A 17,539-nucleotide genomic window follows, 5' to 3' on the forward strand; every position below is an offset into this window, starting at 1 on the left:
TGTCATCTGTAATTTATTTAACAATAACAGACCCCAGGAACTTAGAAATCTCTCGCTCAACGCCTTTAATCACTCCATAACGCTGCATTAAAATGATTTGGTTATCCTCGTTCTTTTCCTCTTTAATCTCTTTCAACAGGTTCATCAATATTTTTTCGACTTTACGTTTTTTAAGATGAAAAATGCCACCTAAAATAGTCGCTTTTAAATTCATGGTTTCATCTTTAACATAGATAAGATGTTTATTTAACCAGTTCTCACTTAAAGCATATTCTGAGGTTGAAAGTGTAATGGCCAGATCGGCAATATCTCTATCCTCATGTTTAACAAAGTGGTTCGACGTGGGTAACCGGCCATTGTCGATTTCTGATTTATAATAATCGATAATTCTTTTGCAAAGTGGATCATCAAATTCTACATCGCTCAGGTTCTGCATGATGAATGAACCGATGTACATATCATCAATTTTATCCCAGTTTACAAATTCGTGCCCGAAAGCCAATAACAAGCGCACAATTTCTTTTTCCTGATGCTCATTCTCTTCTACGGGTTGTTCGTAACCCATTGGACCTGCACTGTCATCCCATAAATCATCGGGTGGGCCAAGTGGCTCAGGTGCACCTGAAGAATATGGCTTTGGACTTGATGACGGATTTGCCCGCTGGTTATTATCAAAGCTTTTTTTAAGTTTTGCCGAGCGCATTTTATTTAACTCACTCAGTAAGATATGCTCATCTATTTCGAGCAAACTGCTACACTCGCGGATAAAAACAGATGCTTTAATCGGGTCAGGAATTTTGGCAATACTCTCTACAATATCGCGGATAATGCCTGCCCGTTTGATCGGATCGTTGCCCGCATCTTTAAGGAGCACATTCGCTTTGTACAAAATAAAGTCTTTCCTATTCTCCTCGAGATAGGTTTTAAAAGCCCCTGCCCCAACATGGTGCATATAAGAATCGGGATCATGGCCATCGGGAAAGGAAACGATTTTTACGTTCAGCCCTTCTTCCAAAATCATATCCAAACCACGGAGGGAGGCTTTAATACCCGCAGCATCTCCATCAAATAAAATGGTAATGTTCTGGGTAAAACGCCCAATCAGTTTAATCTGCTCTACCGTTAACGAAGTACCTGATGAGGCTACTACGTTTTCTATTCCAGCCTGATGAACGGAAAGTACATCGGCGTAGCCTTCTGCTAAGTAACAGTTATCTAAATCGCGGATGGCTTTTTTGGCATGGAACAAACCATAAAGTACATTCGACTTGTGGTAAATTTCACTTTCAGGCGAATTAACATATTTCGGAACGTTTTTATCCGTTTTTAGTGTTCTGCCACCAAAACCAATAATTCTGCCAGTAAAGTTATGAATCGGAAACATTACCCGACCACGGAAGCGATCGTAAATTTTACCGTTGTCGTTTTTGATCGATAATCCAGTAGCTTCTAAAAATTCTAATTTATGACCTGCATTAATCGCGCTTTGCGTCATCGCATCCCATACATCAGGAGAATAACCCACCTCAAATTTTTTAAGGATGTCTTCCCTAAAGCCACGTTCTTTAAAATAACTTAGGCCTATGCCCTTGCCCTCATCCGTCTCCCAAAGCTGTTTTACAAAAAATGCAGCAGCGTACTGCGAAACTACGTAAAGGCTTTCTTTGGCACTTTGTGCTTCAGCATCCTGAGGACTTAGTTCGGCTTCCTCAACTTCTATATTGTATTTATTGGCTAAAAATTTAAGCGCTTCCGGATATGAATATTTTTCATGATCCATAATGAAGCGCACTGAATCACCTCCTTTACCACAACCAAAACATTTGTAAATGCCTTTAGTTACCGATACGTGAAAGGAAGGTGTTTTTTCGCCATGGAACGGGCAATTACCAATTAAACTGGTTCCGCGTTTTTTTAAGTGCACAAAATCCCCAACTACCTCCTCAATGCGGGCGGTATCCATTATCTTATCTATCGTTTCGCGGTTTATCATATACGCACAGCTCTTTCCTCTTCTTATTTAACCACAAAGATAACAGAGAAAAAACACAAAGAACACAGAGAAAAAATTCTTTGTGTTCTTTGCGAAAATACTTTGCGCACTTTGCGGTTAAAATGCCTACTACTTAACCAAAGGCAATAACTGATCGGCAACCAATTTATTACCTGTTTCATTTAAGTGTACCCTATCAACGGTTAAAATGCCTTTTTCTCTATCTTCCGGATTATTTTTCGCCTCATATTCTGCAAAAATCTTTCTTAAATCGCATATAGGGAGATTGTTTTTTGCAGCCAATGTCCTAATCCCTTCAGCATATTTATTCAAATCGGTATCTAACTCATTGGTGCCATCTTTTTTCTCACCAACAACCGATGGAGTAACCAATACCACTTTGCTACCTACACCCTGAATTTTATTAATCAAAGCCTGGTAAAACTTTAAATATTTGTCATAATCGGTTCCGGTATGAGAAGATTGTTTATGCCAAACATCATTAATGCCGACATAAATCACCACTAAATCGGGTTTCTTGTTGAGCACATCATCTTCTAAACGCAGGTATAAATCGTAAACTTTGTTGCCGCCAATTCCGGCCCCGATTACATCATATTTAGTAGAATCGAGCGATTTTTTGATCAGGGTTACATATCCGTTTTTAGAAACACCCTGTTGGGTAATCGAATCGCCGAAAAAGATAATGCGTTTTGGTTTAAATGTCATTGATGTTAATGCGATTAAGCAAAAGCTTAGTAAAATACTTGTTTTTAACAGTGTTTTCATTGTGTATAATTGGTTAGGTTATTTTTTATCGGTCTTTTTAAAATCCAGGTCCTGAAAATCGAAACTAAAATCGGTTAGCGGCGAAATCGCTTCTATTTTAAAACCATCGGCCAAAGCATTGTTATCTAAATTAAAATTAACAAAAGCATCAGCATCTAAACTTCTATCATACCATTTTACAATAAAGGTATTTCCCTTGTAGTAAGTCATATCTCCTTTTAATTTTGGAGCGTTTTTAGCCTGAAAATGCATCTTACCGTTCACCTCACTAATGGTCACATCTCCAAACCAGGCATCGCGGAAAGTGCCATAATAATGTTTAGTATCTGGCTTTGTGGCTGACAGTTTTTGCTGAGCCGCAATATCGTTCCATACTTTGCTTACCATTTCATCAGCCTGTTTTTCGTTTCTGAGCCTGTTATCGTTATAGGTTTTAATTCTGTCCTGTCCTTTAATACCAAGATAACCATCTTTAATCGAATTGGTGATCGAATTAAAAGCAGCACCAGACTGCTGGTTGGTTAATACAATAATACCCAATTTCATTTCGGGAAGAATGGTTACCTGTGTTACAATCCCTGACAGACCGCCAGTATGCGTAGCCTGAAAATTGCCATTTACATTACTCAAAAACCAACCTAAGCCATAGCTGCTAAAAGCGGCGGGATTGCCGCCTGCAATAATGGTCTGCGGGGTCCAAAGTTCTCTTGCTACAGCAGGGCTGAATAATTTCTTGTCTAATGCCTCGCCATACTTACCACCATTAATCATCGCCATTACCCATTTGCTCATATCGGTAACATTCGAATAAATCCCACCAGCAGCATTTGCGATCTCTCCAAAACTTAAGCCTACAGGAAGCAGTTTACCTTCGTAAGGTGCATGGCCATCAATTACATTCGATTTATCTTTTAAGCGGTACCAGGAAGCTGCCGTTTTGGTCATACCTAATGGTTTAATGATCCTGCTTTCAATAAAATCTTCGTAAGTGCTTCCCGAAACCCTTGCTACCACATCGCCCGCAACAATATACATCAGGTTATCGTAATCGTATTTGGTACGGAAAGAGGAAACTGGCTTTAAATAACGTAGGTTATGGATCAACTGTTTTTTATCAACGGTTGAAGAATCTGGCCAGATCATTAAATCGCCAGCACCCAAACCTAAACCACTGCGATGCGTGAGCAGATCGCGTATGGTAAATTCGCTGGTTACGTAGGCATCGTACATTTTAAACTCTGGAATTACATCAGTAACTTTTGTATCCCATGTAATTTTCTTTTCATCAACCAACATACCTAATGCAGCAGCCGTGAATGCTTTTGTATTTGATGCCACACCGAAAAGAGTATTTTCATCAACTTTTTTATTGGTTTTGATAGAACTTACGCCATAACCTTTTAAATGGATTACTTTACCATCTTTAATTACAGAAACTGCAATTCCGGGAACATTAAAGGTTGTTAATGTTTTTTCTACAACACTATCGATCTGTTTTGAAGTGAGCACCTGTGCATGTACATGAAGGCCCAAAAACAGTGATAAAGCTAATGATATTTTAAATTTCAATGAAGAAAAGAGTTGCATATTAATTGGTTTAAATAATCGTTTAAAGATAATAACCTGAGTTCGATTAATATTTACTCATATTGATTATTTTTTACTCTTTATCCCAATGCAATCGTCATCGACCACTTAGCCCAAATCCTTATTTACCCTTTTCGAGTTTATAATCTTTGTGTACGATTAAAAAACTTGCTCTTTCTTCTTTTTTGAAAGGATAATCCCAGTTACCCTGATAGGTAATTTTGGTTGGTAATTTATCCTCTCCGAAATAGCCCATTTCTATATTCATCTGCACATCAAAATCGAAAAGCATGTTGCTGTATTTCATATCTACATAACGCCCCAGGATATTGAAATTCCGTTTATCGAAAATGGTAACCAGTTCTTTGATCATGATGCCATCTTTTGTCCAGCTACTTAAATCAGGCTTAACTGAAACCTTGAAACGATATACAGGAATAGAATCGAGATAGGTACCGCTAGTGAAACCATAATCATAATACTGGCGCATATTGGCTGAAAATATTTCGGTTTTACTGCCAATAAAAGGAACTTTTACAGGCCTACCTGGATTAAAAATCAATGTTTTGAGCTTGTCTTTATAACTTTCGTTTGTTCCGCCCTTTCCGTCAGGCTTGGGTGCATTGGGTACAAAATCGGTGTTATAGGCATTCATAAAGATGTAGTCGAACATTTCTACGGTATAAAGCTGGTATTTGCCGTTTTTCTTATAAATTTTTCCGGTATCCTGTTTTACCAGATACTCCATTTTATAAGGACCGCTATTGTTATGGCGGATTTTACGGTAAATTTTTCCATCAACCTTGTTCTTTTTATCGTAACTATAAATTCTGTTTTCGGCAATGAAAGTATAACGTTTCATATCCCTAAACGACTGATAAAAGGAAGTATCGTACATTACCTTTCTGATAAATGTTTCCACATTCAACTTTTCGGCCTTGATATTTACTGCAGAATCGAGCGTAATGGTTTTAATGGTATCAGGATTAAAACGGTTGATTTCCTGAGCCAAACCTGTGTAAAAGAGCGATATTAACAATAAAAACAAAAATACTTTTTTCATGGAAGGTAGATGTAAAAGGTAAAATGGATAATGTATCATGAAAGATGTAAAACGGGAGAAAGATTAATTCCGTCCATCTTACATCCTCCACCTTATCATTAATTCCCTAATTGTTTTAAAGCAATATAGGCCATTAATCCTGTTGATATTTTCAAGGCATCTTCATCAATATCAAATCTTGGTGTATGTACCGAATACTGTGTTTCTTTTGCCGCATTACCAGTACCTAAACGATAAAAACAGGCATCTGTTACCTGCGAGTAGAAAGAAAAATCTTCAGCAGCCATCCAGATATCTAAATCTACCACATTCTCTTTACCCAAAAAATCTTCGGCAAAAGCCCTTGCATTTGCCGTTAGTTTTTCTTCGTTGATTAAAAATGGGTAACCTCTGTGGATATCAAAATCACAGCTTCCGCCCATGCTTTCGGCCATCCCCTCGGCCATTTTTTTCATGCGCTTATGTGCTTCATCTCTCCAGTTTTCATCTAAGGTTCTAAACGTACCTTCAATTTTTACTTCATTCGGGATAATGTTGGTTGCACCATTGGCAATTACTTTACCAAAAGATAAAACGGATGGCAATCGAGGGTCGGCGTTACGGCTAACGATCTGCTGTAAGGCAACGATGATATGCGAGGCGATTAATACCGGATCGATATTTTGATGAGGTTGTGCACCATGACCGCCTTTTCCAGTTACAGTAACATACAGTTCATCGGTTGAGGCCATGTAAATCCCAGAGCGGAATCCTACCTTACCTGCATCGATCATTGGCATAACGTGCTGGCCGACTATGTAGTTAGGCTTTGGATTCTCCAACACACCTTCTTTAATCATGATACTCGCTCCGCCCGGCAACAACTCCTCTGCGGGCTGAAAGATTAACTTAATCGTTCCACCGAATTCATCTTTCATTTGGTTTAGGATATGAGCGGTTCCTAAAAGTGAAGAAGTGTGAACATCGTGTCCGCAGGCATGCATTACACCATGGTTTTTAGAACGGTAAGGTTTGTCGTTTGCTTCGTGAATAGGTAATGCATCCATATCGGCTCGTAAAGCAATTACTTTGTCAGATGGCTGGTTACCCTTAATTAAACCTACCACACCCGTATTGGCACAGTCGGTATATTCAATTCCCCATTTTTTTAATTTATCCTTGATGAACAATGAAGTTTCGAATTCTTTGAAAGATAATTCAGGATTGGCATGGATATGTTGACGATAGCCCACTACATCGTTAAAAATGTTTGCGGCTAGTTCTTGGATTTTATTTTTGATCATTGGTTGTTGTGGTATCTAAACTTGGTGCATTAATTTTTTCCCTAAAAATAAACAGTGTCGGGAAGTTTGGTCTGAGTTCATTTATGAGGCGCTGTGCTTCTAACCGTGTACGGAAGTCGCCAACCCGAACATAATAATTGGGTTCTTTATAAACGAGGTAGGTATTATATTTAGGATAAAGTCCTTTAAACCTTGCCTGTTCGTTAAAAACCTCGCGCCGGTCTGATCCATAGAAAATCTGTACGCGGTAACCGTAAGCCGAAACAATGGGTTTGCCCGGTTTTACCTCTCCAGAAGTTTTATAAACTGCCAAACGTTTGGCAATTAAACTATCAATTAAGGGATCTTTTATAACAGTTACCTCCCCTTTTTGTGCAAAAGCAGCAGTAAAAAGAAACAAACAGCATATAAAAGTTAGTATTATTTTCATGTGTAAAAAACTCTGGCATTTAGTGAACAGATGAATAAAATATCATCTCATTTCTTCTTAACAACAAGAATGCCGAAATCGTTGCAAAAATCGGCATTCTTTATGGGTTAAACAAATAGTTATTATCTAGGTAGTTTTTTCGGTTCGTCATTTCGAGCGAAACGTAGTGAAGTCGAGAACCCGGAGGCTCTGCGAAGCAAAATCTTTTAAAATAGGTAATCGGCTAAGGTTAATTCAAAGATTTCTAAAGTACGGCCGAAAATCAGTTTCTCGGAAAAGATTTCTCCATTCCGCTGCCGAGGAAAAATCGGCATGCTTCAGTCGAAATGACGATCAATTTATGTGATGACAGTAATAAAAAAAGCCAGATTCCTTTCGAAATCCGGCTTTTAGAATTATAACCATTAAGCGATTAATTAATTCGCCTTCTTAGTTTCAAGTGTAAATTCGTAAACTTTTGGATCGTATTTCATCATCGCTCCTGTAGCAGCATCAACAATAAATCCTGGAATAAACAAGAGATTTACCACAGATACGGCATTAAATGTGGATTGGGGTTGAAATGTTTTGGTTTCATAACCATCTAGTTTCAAACTGATGGTTTGTCCGGTAAATCCCTTTTTTAGCGGCACAGCCATTGGTGTAACACCTGTTTTGACTCCATCTACTTCGATAGTAGCCGCAGGTGGATTTGAATTGATTTGAACGGTTTGGGTGGTTCCCGTAAAAATGGTGGCGCAGCTCGATAGCAGCAATGTCGCTGAAACAGCGGCAATGTTAAAAACTCTTTTCATTTGTGTGTGTGTTGTGTGTGTTTTCTTACTCTTATGGCTTTTCAGTTCCGCCCCGTTTTTTATGGTTTCTGGACTCCATTTTTAAGTTTATTAGTCATTAAGAAATTGCCTACCAATTTCAAATTGATCGTTCCTAAATATAAGTGTTAATTTGAGAATTAAAAATTTAGTTATAAAAAAAGCCTCAACAAATGTTGAGGCTTGGTAAAGTATTACATACCTTGATTATAAATTAGCGCCGTGGCAATTTTTGAATTTTTTACCGCTACCGCATGGGCAAGGTTCGTTTCTGCCAACAGTTGCTTCCTTACGGATTGGCTGTTGTGGAACGGGCTCACGTGTATCGCCAAACTCGATGCCTGGCTCTTCTCTTCCAAATTCTTGTTTAGTAGTTTGCAACTTCGGTTGTTTTACCGGAGCTGGTGCTTCTCTAACCTGATCTGGTTCTTGCTGAACTGGGATACCGCCTTTATATAAGAAACTTACTACTTCTTTATTTACAGCATTAAGCATGTTTTTAAATAAGTTAAAAGCTTCCATTTTATAAATCACCAATGGATCTTTTTGTTCGTAAACTGCGTTTTGTACCGATTGTTTTAAATCGTCCATTTCGCGTAAATGCTCTTTCCAGCTATCATCGATCAAAGCTAAAACAATAGTTTTTTCGAATGAACGAACTACTTCTTTTCCTTTATTATCGATTGCTTTCTTCAAATCAACCGCTACCTGAATACCGCGGATACCATCCGTAAAAGGAACCACAATCTGTTCGATGTGTTCGCCACGTTCCTGATAAACCTGGGTTAAAACTGGTAATGATTGCTGGATAATGGCTTCCGATTTACGTGCGTAAAATGCTTCAGCCTCGTCGAATAACCTTTCAGTTAACTGAGGAATGCTGGTTGAAGTAAATTCTTTTTCGGTAATGGCCGTATCTAAAGAGAAGTTTTTGATTACTTCCAGTTTAAAACCATCGTAATTTCCTTCTTGTTTATATTCGCTTACGATATCCTCAGCAACATCGAAAACCATATTGTTCATGTCTACATCTAAACGCTCGCCAAATAAAGCATTTTTACGTTTAGCATAAATTACGGTACGTTGCGAGTTCATCACATCATCGTACTCTAACAAACGTTTACGGATACCAAAGTTATTCTCTTCTACTTTTTTCTGTGCACGTTCGATAGATTTCGTAATCATTGAGTGTTGGATCACTTCACCATCTTCGATACCCATACGTACCATGATACCAGAAATACGCTCTGAACCAAATAACCGCATTAAGTTATCTTCTAATGAAACGAAGAACTGAGATGAACCCGGATCGCCCTGCCGACCAGCACGACCACGTAACTGTCTATCTACACGACGAGACTCGTGACGCTCGGTACCTACAATGGCTAAACCGCCAGCTTCTTTAACACCTGCACCCAATTTAATATCGGTACCACGACCAGCCATGTTGGTTGCAATGGTTACCGTTCCTGCCTGACCAGCTTCGGCAACAATATCGGCCTCTTTCTGGTGCATTTTCGCGTTTAATACATTGTGTTTAATTCCACGGAGTTTAAGCATACGGCTTAACAACTCTGAAATCTCTACTGATGTTGTACCCACCAATACCGGGCGACCAGCTTGCGGCTCTAATTGTCCGGTTTGCGGGTTAACCGCAGGAATTAATGCACCTTTAGCATCAAGCTTAGGCACAGCTCTACCTGTTGGATCGTATTTGATTACCGGTTTGCCATCTTTTTGTTTTGGATTTCCTTCTTTATCCAATTCGTATTCTGTTTCGTAGTGAGAATACGGGAAAACAAGGAATTGAATTTCGGCAGCAACGGCGTTGTATTTTTCACGAACAGTACGATAAACGTAATCCTGTTCATCTTTTCTAGAAATATTTCTGTTGGTTGGAATTTCTACCACATCTAATTTATAGATCGACCAAAACTCGCCAGCTTCTGTTGTTGCTGTACCCGTCATACCACAAAGTTTGTGATACATACGGAAATAATTTTGCAAGGTTACGGTTGCATACGTTTGGGTAGCATCCTCAACTTTTACATTCTCTTTAGCCTCAATTGCCTGGTGTAAACCATCAGAGTAACGACGGCCATCCATAATACGACCGGTTTGCTCATCAACAATTTTAATCTTTCCTTCATCGATGATGTACTCCACATCAATCTCAAATAAAGTATAAGCCTTTAATAATTGGTTAACCGAGTGGATGCGTTCTGCTTTAACAGAATAATCGCGCATTAAGGCATCTTTTTGAACAACCTTTTCTTCTAAAGGCAGATCAGACTTCTCTAAATCTGCAACTTCAGTACCCACATCAGGCAATACGAAGAAATTCGGATCTTCACCTGACTGGGTAATCAGTTCGATACCTTTTTCAGTTAATTCAACCTGGTTATTTTTCTCATCTATATAGAAATACAATTCAGAATCTACCTTAGGCATATTCTTAGATTGATCTGCCATATAGTGGTTTTCGGTTTTCAACAACAAACCACGAACACCGCTTTCACTTAAAAACTTAATTAAAGCTTTGTTTTTTGGCAAACCACGATATGCACGTAATAAGGCTAAACCACCTTCACCTTCTTCAGTTCCGCTGTTGCCTGCGTTGATTAATTTCTTCGCTTCGTTTAACGCCTGGGTTACATAAGCTTTTTGTGCATTAACCAAACGTTCGATACGTGGTTTTAATTCATAAAACTCATGTTCATCGCCACGTGGAATCGGACCTGAAATAATCAAAGGGGTACGGGCATCATCAATCAAAACTGAATCGACCTCATCCACCATTGCAAAGTGCTGCTTGCGCTGTACTAACTGGTCAGGTGTCTGCGACATATTGTCACGCAGGTAATCAAAACCGAACTCATTATTGGTTCCATAGGTAATATCTGCAGCATAAGCTTTTCTTCTCTCCTCAGAGTTTGGCTCATGTTTATCAATACAATCTACACTTAAACCATGGAATTCGAATAATGGGCCATTCCACTCACTATCACGACGGGCTAAGTAATCATTCACGGTAACGATGTGAACACCTTGTCCGGCCAATGCATTTAAATAAGCTGGTAATGTACTTACCAAAGTTTTACCCTCACCGGTAGCCATCTCGGCAATTTTACCGCTGTGCAATACAATACCACCAATTAACTGTACGTCGTAATGTACCATGTTCCAGGCAACTTCAGTTCCTGCAGCATCCCATTTATTGGCCCATTGTGCTTTATCGCCAACAATTTTAACATTGTTTTTTCTTGCAGCATAATCTCTATCGAACTGGGTTGCGGTAACCTCTAAATAATCGTTTTCACTTAAACGACGAGAAGTTTCTTTAATCACAGCAAAAGCTTCAGGAAGGATTTCCAAAAGTACTTTCTCCAATTCTGTATCGCGCTCTTTACCTAAGGCATCAACCTGGTCATAAATCGCTGTTTTTTGGTGAAGATCTAAATCTTCGCTCTCTGCATCAGCTTTTAGTGCTGAAATTTTCTCATCAATTTCGGTTAAAAAAGCCGAAATCTTATCTTTAAATTCTATGGTTTTACCACGTAACTCATCATTGCTAAGCGCAGATAGTTTACTGTAGTGTTCATTAATTTTAACAACCAATGGCTGAATAGCCTTTATATCTCTTTCTGATTTACTTCCGAAAACCTTCGCTAAAAATCCTAACATTATAATATTTTAAATCGTATTTATTATTAAAAAATGGTGTGTCACAACAACCAAGCCATTGTCTTTCTTAAGTCAGTTTGGCAGTTATTGCTACAAATGGGGCACAAAATCTTATAAAAGATCTTTTAAGGAAGAAAGCTAGGGGCTATTATTCTTCGGTTTTTTTCTGATTGTTAAATCAGAAATTACCTGATTTACGCTTACATATTTTGCAACATTTAATGGGGCTTGGGTCCCAATTAATGCCAGCTTGGTATACGATAACAAGTATGGATTACGGTCCTCATTAAGTTGAACCGACTCTTTACCCGTTGAATTAACGCTGATATTATGCTCATTACAATATTCGTTTAATATTCTCAGCCCTTCAACGCGTTCGGCTTTTGCCAAATGTGTTAAGCTAAAAAATACAAGCGATATGGTAACCAGGTGTTTCATTAATAGCGGCAAAGCTAGTTTTAATCTTTTATAAAAAGAAATTACATCATCGCAAAAAGTGTACCTCAATTCTCTAAGCTTTTTTATATAAAAATAACTCCATCATAATGACTAACGATGTAATCATCCATACAAAAGCGTAAATTACCGATACCCATTAAATAAATTTTGTGGATATATGTTAATTTGTTTATGCTTAAGAAATTAAACTTTAGAATAATTATTCAAGTTATTGCTGCTATATTTCTGTTAAGTCTGCCGCTTCTTTTAGTTTCAGATCAAAACATTAAATATATCCTTACGACTTCGGGATTAGCACAATATTTACTTTTTTGCCTGATTTTTATTGCAATTTATTTTACACATGCCCTTTACTTGTTTCCAAAATTATATGGCAAATCACGATATGTTTTATACTTATTTGGATTGATGGTTATTTTGGCGGGTATATTAGGACTCAGGCCCTTTGATAAATTTATTTTTCAAAACAGAAAATTTGTTGAGCGACCGGCCACATTTTACCGCCCTCCGATGCCTCCAGATCTGAAACAAATTCCACCATTTAACGGCAAACCATTTCCAGGCGGCCACCAAAGAGGTTCTAAGACCGGCCCACGAATTGATGTGGCAAGTGTTTTTCTTTTTTTTCTAACCATTATAATTAGTTTTACCAAGGAAACAAATAAACAATTAAGTCTAACTACACAAAGGGCATTGAGTGCAGAGGCCGAAAAAGCGCAAGCGGAGTTGTCCTTTTTAAAAGCTCAGGTCAATCCACACTTTTTATTTAATACGCTCAACAACATCTATACACTTGCCGTAATTAAAGATGCAAATACAGCACCCTCGATAATGAAGTTATCCAACATTATGCGCTATATAACCGATGAGACCAGACATGATTTTGTAAGTTTACAACAGGAACTGGATTGCGTTACCGATTTTATTGATTTACAAAAATTAAGGCTAACCCAAAAAACAACCTTATTATTTGAACTTGAAGGTGACTTTGAAAATAAAAAAATTGCGCCTTTGATATTAATGGCCTTTATTGAAAATGTTTTTAAATATGGCATCAGTAATCATAACAGAAACAAATTAATCATCAAAATTTTTAGCAGACAAAATTCATTAATTTTATTTTGCCAAAATACTTTATATCCCGATAAGATCAATACCGAACGAAGTGGTATTGGTTTGAAAAACACACAGCAGCGTTTAAACTACCTTTACAAAAACAGGCACATTTTAAGCGTAGATAACAGCAATAACCTATTCACAATTAATTTAACGATTCAATTATAATGGCTAAAACCTTAAAATGTGTAGTTATTGATGACGAACCGCTAGCAGCAGCCCTGATAAAAAGTTATGTAGAAGCATCGGATAACCTGGAAATTGGAAGTGTATTTGAAGATGCAATTGCAGCTTCAGAATATTTAAACAATCATGAAACAGACCTTCTTTTTTTGGATATAAATATGCCCGATATTACAGGTATAGATTTATTCAAATCGTTAAAAAACAAACCCATGTTAATTTTTACTACGGCTTATAAAAACTTTGCTTTCGAGGGATTTGAGTTGGAAGCCATTGATTACCTACTCAAACCAATAGATTACCCGAGGTTTAAAAAAGCGGTAAACAAAGCTAAAGAGTTTTATAGTTATCAAAATAATAAACAAGCTACAGATTTTGTAGAAAGCATATTTGTTCATTCAGAATACAAGCTTATTAAAATTAATTTACCTGATATTTTATTTGTCGAAAGTTTGGAGGATTATGTCAAAATTCATCTGCAGGGCAGCAGGATGGTTTTAACCTTAATGCCGCTAAAAAAAATGATGGATAAACTCCCTGCAGATCGTTTCAAACGCATACACCGGAGTTTTGTGGTATCTATACAAAAAATTAAAGCCATACATAACCGAAAAATAGAGTTGATAACCGGAGAAATACTCCCGGTTAGTGATAGCTATGCTGATGTTATAAATGAATGGAAAAAGAGTTAATCTTTCTCTTAACACTTTTTAACTAAATTTTAACTGACCGATACAAAACTTCTCCTTATCGACACAAACTTGCCTGGTTTATAGAAACTTTCGACTTTAGAATCAGTAACTAACAAGAAGATAATAGCATGGAAAGAAAAAATTTCATCAGGAGCTTAATGATTGGAGCAATCTCTACTCCTGTAATAATTGAAGCATGTAAAAAAAGTAGCGTTACTGATGAAACTTCATCAGACTCAGGAACAGCGGGAACAACTACAAGTACAAACGGAACTTGTACCGTAGCACCTACCGAAACGGAAGGGCCATTCCCTACAAAAGTACCTGCTTCATATGTTCGCAGTGATATTACCGATGGACGTACAGGTTACAAAATGACAGCTAAAATTACGATTGGCAACCTGAATAACAGTTGCGCTGGTTTGGCTGGTGCAATAGTAGATATCTGGCATTGTGATGCAGAGGGAAATTATTCTGAGTATGGCGGCACAGGTATGCAGAGCACAAATTATCAATCGGTCCATTTTTTACGCGGTAGGCAAACCACTGATGCGAATGGACTGGTAACTTTTACCACAATCTTCCCTGGATGGTACAGTGGCCGTGCAACACACATCCACGTACATGTTTATAATGCGGCTGGCACATCATTAAATGTAACGCAAATTGCTTTCCCCGAAGGTGCAGGCACTTCATTAGCATTGGTAAACGGTTATAGCAAGGGCATGACGGGCTATACCTATAATAATGCCGACAATGTTTTTAGTGATGATAAAACGGGTGTAGAAATTGCAACCGTAACGGGAACATTGACCGCAGGTTTCGAACTTACATTTAAATTGAACGTAAAAGCATAGCATAATCCTTATAATTGTTTTATTTTCATAAAGACGTTAGGATTTCTTAGCGTCTTTTTTAATTTTATGCCATGTCGAGGAAAGTAATTACGCTATGTTATCGAAAAATAATTGATGCAACCAATATCAGCACATGGGATAAGTTTGTGCATGAAGATAGTTTTGCCGAGTTCAAAATGCAGGCACAGTTTTATAATCAGGAAGAGCGATTTACTACTTTTGCCGAAATAGTATTGAATGTTCCAGAGGCAGAGAAATTACATTTTCTGGTCAGCGCAGCAATTACTGGCTATTTGCGCCAGTTAAATGGAATTATCCCTGATGTACTGGATAATTTAGGCAGACGTTTCCTGACTTTTGAAAACTTTAAGTTCGAATTGATCAATTCGGACATTAACAACCTTGAAAAGCATAAAGTGGCCATCAATTTTTTCTCAAAACCGCTGGTTTGGCACGATACAATAGACAACTTGCTTTTGGTATCGCAATTTAAAGAAAGTAATGAAGATGAAGTTTTCACCAATCTTTTTCAGATCCAGCCTTTTGTAAGTATTCACGCCATAAAAAACATTGATTAACGATGGAACCCACACCTGGAAAAATATTTTTAGCCGATGAGCGGGGTTTAACAGAAACTTCGGTACTTAGAAGATACAGCACCTTTAATTTCGAGAAATATTATAATGAACACAGAGCACCTTTTGGCAACTTATTTTTATGCAATGATGAATCGATTGCCGGCGGAAAGGTTACGTTTTTTCTATGCAAAGAAGATTCGCTCCAGATATTTATGCCCATTACCGGCGGAATTGATATTGTTGCCAACGGAAAAGAATTTGCTTTAGAAACCGGGCAAGCACAGGTGTTGAACATGGGTAAGGGCGAAGTATTGGAAATCAGCAACCCCTACCAAAACGATGTGATTAATTACATGCAGTTTGGGATTAAAACCGATATGTTTTTAATGCGGGCAAGCGAAATGCTTTTCAACTTCGATTTTGAAAAAAACCAAAACCAGCTGCTCGAAATTATTTCCAGTCCCAAATTACCTTTTAAGCTAAGTGCAGGCATTTTTACTGGTCGCGAAGAAGCAGTTTATAAAATGCAAAGCCCAAATCATCAGTTTTATGCTTTTATTATTGATGGGGCTTTCGAAATTGAAGGTCGCTTGATGCACGCAAGAGATGGTTTAGCGCTCTGGGATAGTGAACAGGTAGAGTTGGAGGCCCTGAGCAATAATGCGATTGTGGTGATTTTGGAATTTAGATTTTAGTTTTTTGTCATTCTGAACGCAGTGAATGACGGATGGGATGAAAAGATTTCTTCGTTTAAAATCTTAAAAGATCACAGTAAAAAATCGATTTTGAAGATGCTAACATCTTACACCAATAATATTTTATTGACGCTGGGTTTTGCGTTAGGGATTGTAAGGGTTCAGTACCGATTAAGCATCTGCTTTTATTTAGTTACTGTATGCTTGCTTGTTTCACAGGTCTTCATCGGTACCGCAGCGAAGCGCAGCCCTGAAAAGCTCGACCTCTTCCTGATTTTTCATCATGGAAGAGGGAACGCCCAAATGATTAAATAAGATAAATTACCTGATTATCCTTCGACAGGCTCAGGATGACATTCTATTTAAAAACTACTTCCGTGGCGCCATAGCCAAATTTTTCTTTTCTGGCATCCATGTATGTTTTTACATGTGGATTTTTACTGATCAGTTTATGGATTTTATCTCGCAAAGTGCCATTACCAGAACCATGGATAAAAACGATTTTATCGAAATGATGCACAACCGCAGCATCCATCGCGGTTAGAAAATGATTGATCTGGATCTGCAGCATTTCATCCGCTTCTAAAAAATGATGATCATCTCTTAGCTTTTCGATATGCAGATCGATTTCTTTTTGAGGAGCTGCTACCGTTTTTTTCTCTTCAGTAGATTTGAAAAAACTTTCCTTTAATTTCTGTGGATCGATGGTTACCGGAACCAGATCATCCAAACGGATTAACCAGCCCTTATTTCTCAATTGAGGCAATTCTTTTTGTTCGGTGCTAAAATCTTTTGCCCTAAATTTCTTACGGATTACCAAAGGGTCGATAGGTTTCACATCAGCTTTGCTAAATACCAAAACCTGAAAGTTAAATTCTGGCCAAAGGTCAAGATCGGCCAAGGAAGCAGAATAAACTAAAGTAGAGCCGTAAGATTCGATTATCCCATGAAAAGCACCTGCATACTTCTCTTTCCGCTCGGTGGTTAAGCTTACCAATAAAATATTTGGAGAATGGTTCTGCAGGTGAAAATGCACCACATTACCCGCCTTATCATCGGTAGCAACAGCTATATAAATACCGTTTTCGATTTTGTTAATGCTGGGGATATTTACCTGGATGGGTTTTGGGGCATCCAACTCTTCGGCTACTACACCATGACCATGTACAGAAGTTAAATTACTCATCGCAACAGGTATCTCGAAACCATCTTCATCGGTAACACCCAAAGTTTGGCTATCGATAATTTTAGTTACATAACCTTCACGTTTTTCATCAACAAAACGCACAAAATCTCCCAGTTTAAATTTCATTTTCTT

General features: G+C 37.9%; 15 protein-coding genes. 5 read left to right on the forward strand and 10 right to left on the reverse strand.

What is annotated here, in order from left to right; genetic code table 11:
• Positions 1-13: 13 nt before the first annotated feature.
• The 9 genes from dnaG to ASU31_RS05460 form a co-directional block, all read right to left on the reverse strand.
• Positions 14-1,993, reverse strand: coding sequence for a DNA primase (dnaG, locus tag ASU31_RS05420; protein WP_057931359.1), 1,980 nt, complete (start codon positions 1,991-1,993; stop codon positions 14-16).
• A gap of 129 nt (positions 1,994-2,122) precedes the next feature.
• A complete protein-coding gene (locus ASU31_RS05425) occupies positions 2,123-2,722 on the reverse strand; it encodes an SGNH/GDSL hydrolase family protein (protein ID WP_245224485.1) in 600 nt (199 codons plus the stop codon).
• Between the two features lie 78 nt (positions 2,723-2,800).
• Positions 2,801-4,369 carry a serine hydrolase gene (locus tag ASU31_RS05430; protein WP_057931361.1) on the reverse strand — a complete coding sequence of 523 codons (1,569 nt, stop codon included), beginning with the start codon at positions 4,367-4,369 and terminating at the stop codon, positions 2,801-2,803.
• Between the two features lie 121 nt (positions 4,370-4,490).
• The gene (locus ASU31_RS05435; RefSeq protein WP_057931362.1) at positions 4,491-5,432 is read right to left on the reverse strand and encodes a hypothetical protein; all 942 of its coding nucleotides are present in this window, start codon (positions 5,430-5,432) and stop codon (positions 4,491-4,493) included.
• Between the two features lie 98 nt (positions 5,433-5,530).
• Positions 5,531-6,715: a M20 metallopeptidase family protein gene (locus ASU31_RS05440; protein WP_057931363.1), complete on the reverse strand. Its 1,185-nt coding sequence runs from the start codon at positions 6,713-6,715 to the stop codon at positions 5,531-5,533.
• Positions 6,702-7,145: an SPOR domain-containing protein gene (locus ASU31_RS05445; protein ID WP_057931364.1), complete on the reverse strand. Its 444-nt coding sequence runs from the start codon at positions 7,143-7,145 to the stop codon at positions 6,702-6,704. The genes ASU31_RS05440 and ASU31_RS05445 overlap by 14 nt, the downstream gene beginning before the upstream one ends.
• Before the next feature lie 416 nt (positions 7,146-7,561).
• Positions 7,562-7,939, reverse strand: coding sequence for a PEGA domain-containing protein (locus ASU31_RS05450; protein WP_057931365.1), 378 nt, complete (start codon positions 7,937-7,939; stop codon positions 7,562-7,564).
• Positions 7,940-8,164: 225 nt separating this feature from the next.
• The gene (locus ASU31_RS05455) at positions 8,165-11,641 is read right to left on the reverse strand and encodes a preprotein translocase subunit SecA (RefSeq protein ID WP_057931366.1); all 3,477 of its coding nucleotides are present in this window, start codon (positions 11,639-11,641) and stop codon (positions 8,165-8,167) included.
• A 138-nt stretch (positions 11,642-11,779) separates the two neighbouring features.
• Positions 11,780-12,148 (reverse strand): hypothetical protein, encoded by a 369-nt coding sequence (locus ASU31_RS05460; protein ID WP_157257930.1) that lies wholly within the window; start codon positions 12,146-12,148, stop codon positions 11,780-11,782.
• A 462-nt stretch (positions 12,149-12,610) separates the two neighbouring features.
• Here ASU31_RS05460 and ASU31_RS05465 point away from each other — a divergent pair, with 462 nt between their 5' ends.
• From ASU31_RS05465 to ASU31_RS05485, 5 genes are all read left to right on the forward strand, one after another.
• Complete coding sequence (locus ASU31_RS05465; protein ID WP_167346159.1) at positions 12,611-13,384, forward strand: sensor histidine kinase; 774 nt, start codon at positions 12,611-12,613, stop codon at positions 13,382-13,384.
• Positions 13,384-14,091, forward strand: coding sequence for a LytR/AlgR family response regulator transcription factor (locus tag ASU31_RS05470; RefSeq protein WP_057931369.1), 708 nt, complete (start codon positions 13,384-13,386; stop codon positions 14,089-14,091). The genes ASU31_RS05465 and ASU31_RS05470 overlap by 1 nt, the downstream gene beginning before the upstream one ends.
• A gap of 128 nt (positions 14,092-14,219) precedes the next feature.
• Positions 14,220-14,948, forward strand: a complete 729-nt coding sequence (locus ASU31_RS05475; RefSeq protein WP_057931370.1) for a dioxygenase family protein — start codon at positions 14,220-14,222, stop codon at positions 14,946-14,948.
• A 71-nt stretch (positions 14,949-15,019) separates the two neighbouring features.
• On the forward strand, positions 15,020-15,526 hold the full coding sequence (locus tag ASU31_RS05480) for a hypothetical protein (RefSeq protein ID WP_057931371.1): 507 nt from the start codon (positions 15,020-15,022) through the stop codon (positions 15,524-15,526).
• A gap of 2 nt (positions 15,527-15,528) precedes the next feature.
• Positions 15,529-16,221 carry a pirin family protein gene (locus ASU31_RS05485; RefSeq protein ID WP_057931372.1) on the forward strand — a complete coding sequence of 231 codons (693 nt, stop codon included), beginning with the start codon at positions 15,529-15,531 and terminating at the stop codon, positions 16,219-16,221.
• A gap of 358 nt (positions 16,222-16,579) precedes the next feature.
• Here ASU31_RS05485 and ASU31_RS05495 read toward each other — a convergent pair whose 3' ends face one another.
• Positions 16,580-17,533: a Smr/MutS family protein gene (locus tag ASU31_RS05495; RefSeq protein ID WP_057931374.1), complete on the reverse strand. Its 954-nt coding sequence runs from the start codon at positions 17,531-17,533 to the stop codon at positions 16,580-16,582.
• Between the last annotated feature and the right edge of the window lie 6 nt (positions 17,534-17,539).

The sequence above is a fragment of the Pedobacter ginsenosidimutans genome (assembly GCF_001442625.1).
GTDB lineage: Bacteria > Bacteroidota > Bacteroidia > Sphingobacteriales > Sphingobacteriaceae > Pedobacter > Pedobacter ginsenosidimutans.

Bases quoted from the DNA above. Each gene is read 5' to 3' on its own strand.
- ASU31_RS05465 (WP_167346159.1), top strand. From the start codon at position 12,611: ATGCCTCCAGATCTGAAACAAATTCCACCATTTAACGGCAAACCATTT.
- ASU31_RS05495 (WP_057931374.1), bottom strand. From the start codon at position 17,533: ATGAAATTTAAACTGGGAGATTTTGTGCGTTTTGTTGATGAAAAACGT.
- ASU31_RS05470 (WP_057931369.1), top strand. From the start codon at position 13,384: ATGGCTAAAACCTTAAAATGTGTAGTTATTGATGACGAACCGCTAGCA.
- ASU31_RS05475 (WP_057931370.1), top strand. From the start codon at position 14,220: ATGGAAAGAAAAAATTTCATCAGGAGCTTAATGATTGGAGCAATCTCT.
- ASU31_RS05430 (WP_057931361.1), bottom strand. From the start codon at position 4,369: ATGCAACTCTTTTCTTCATTGAAATTTAAAATATCATTAGCTTTATCA.
- ASU31_RS05480 (WP_057931371.1), top strand. From the start codon at position 15,020: ATGTCGAGGAAAGTAATTACGCTATGTTATCGAAAAATAATTGATGCA.
- ASU31_RS05425 (WP_245224485.1), bottom strand. From the start codon at position 2,722: ATGACATTTAAACCAAAACGCATTATCTTTTTCGGCGATTCGATTACC.
- ASU31_RS05485 (WP_057931372.1), top strand. From the start codon at position 15,529: ATGGAACCCACACCTGGAAAAATATTTTTAGCCGATGAGCGGGGTTTA.
- ASU31_RS05450 (WP_057931365.1), bottom strand. From the start codon at position 7,939: ATGAAAAGAGTTTTTAACATTGCCGCTGTTTCAGCGACATTGCTGCTA.
- ASU31_RS05455 (WP_057931366.1), bottom strand. From the start codon at position 11,641: ATGTTAGGATTTTTAGCGAAGGTTTTCGGAAGTAAATCAGAAAGAGAT.
- ASU31_RS05440 (WP_057931363.1), bottom strand. From the start codon at position 6,715: ATGATCAAAAATAAAATCCAAGAACTAGCCGCAAACATTTTTAACGAT.
- ASU31_RS05435 (WP_057931362.1), bottom strand. From the start codon at position 5,432: ATGAAAAAAGTATTTTTGTTTTTATTGTTAATATCGCTCTTTTACACA.
- ASU31_RS05445 (WP_057931364.1), bottom strand. From the start codon at position 7,145: ATGAAAATAATACTAACTTTTATATGCTGTTTGTTTCTTTTTACTGCT.
- dnaG (WP_057931359.1), bottom strand. From the start codon at position 1,993: ATGATAAACCGCGAAACGATAGATAAGATAATGGATACCGCCCGCATT.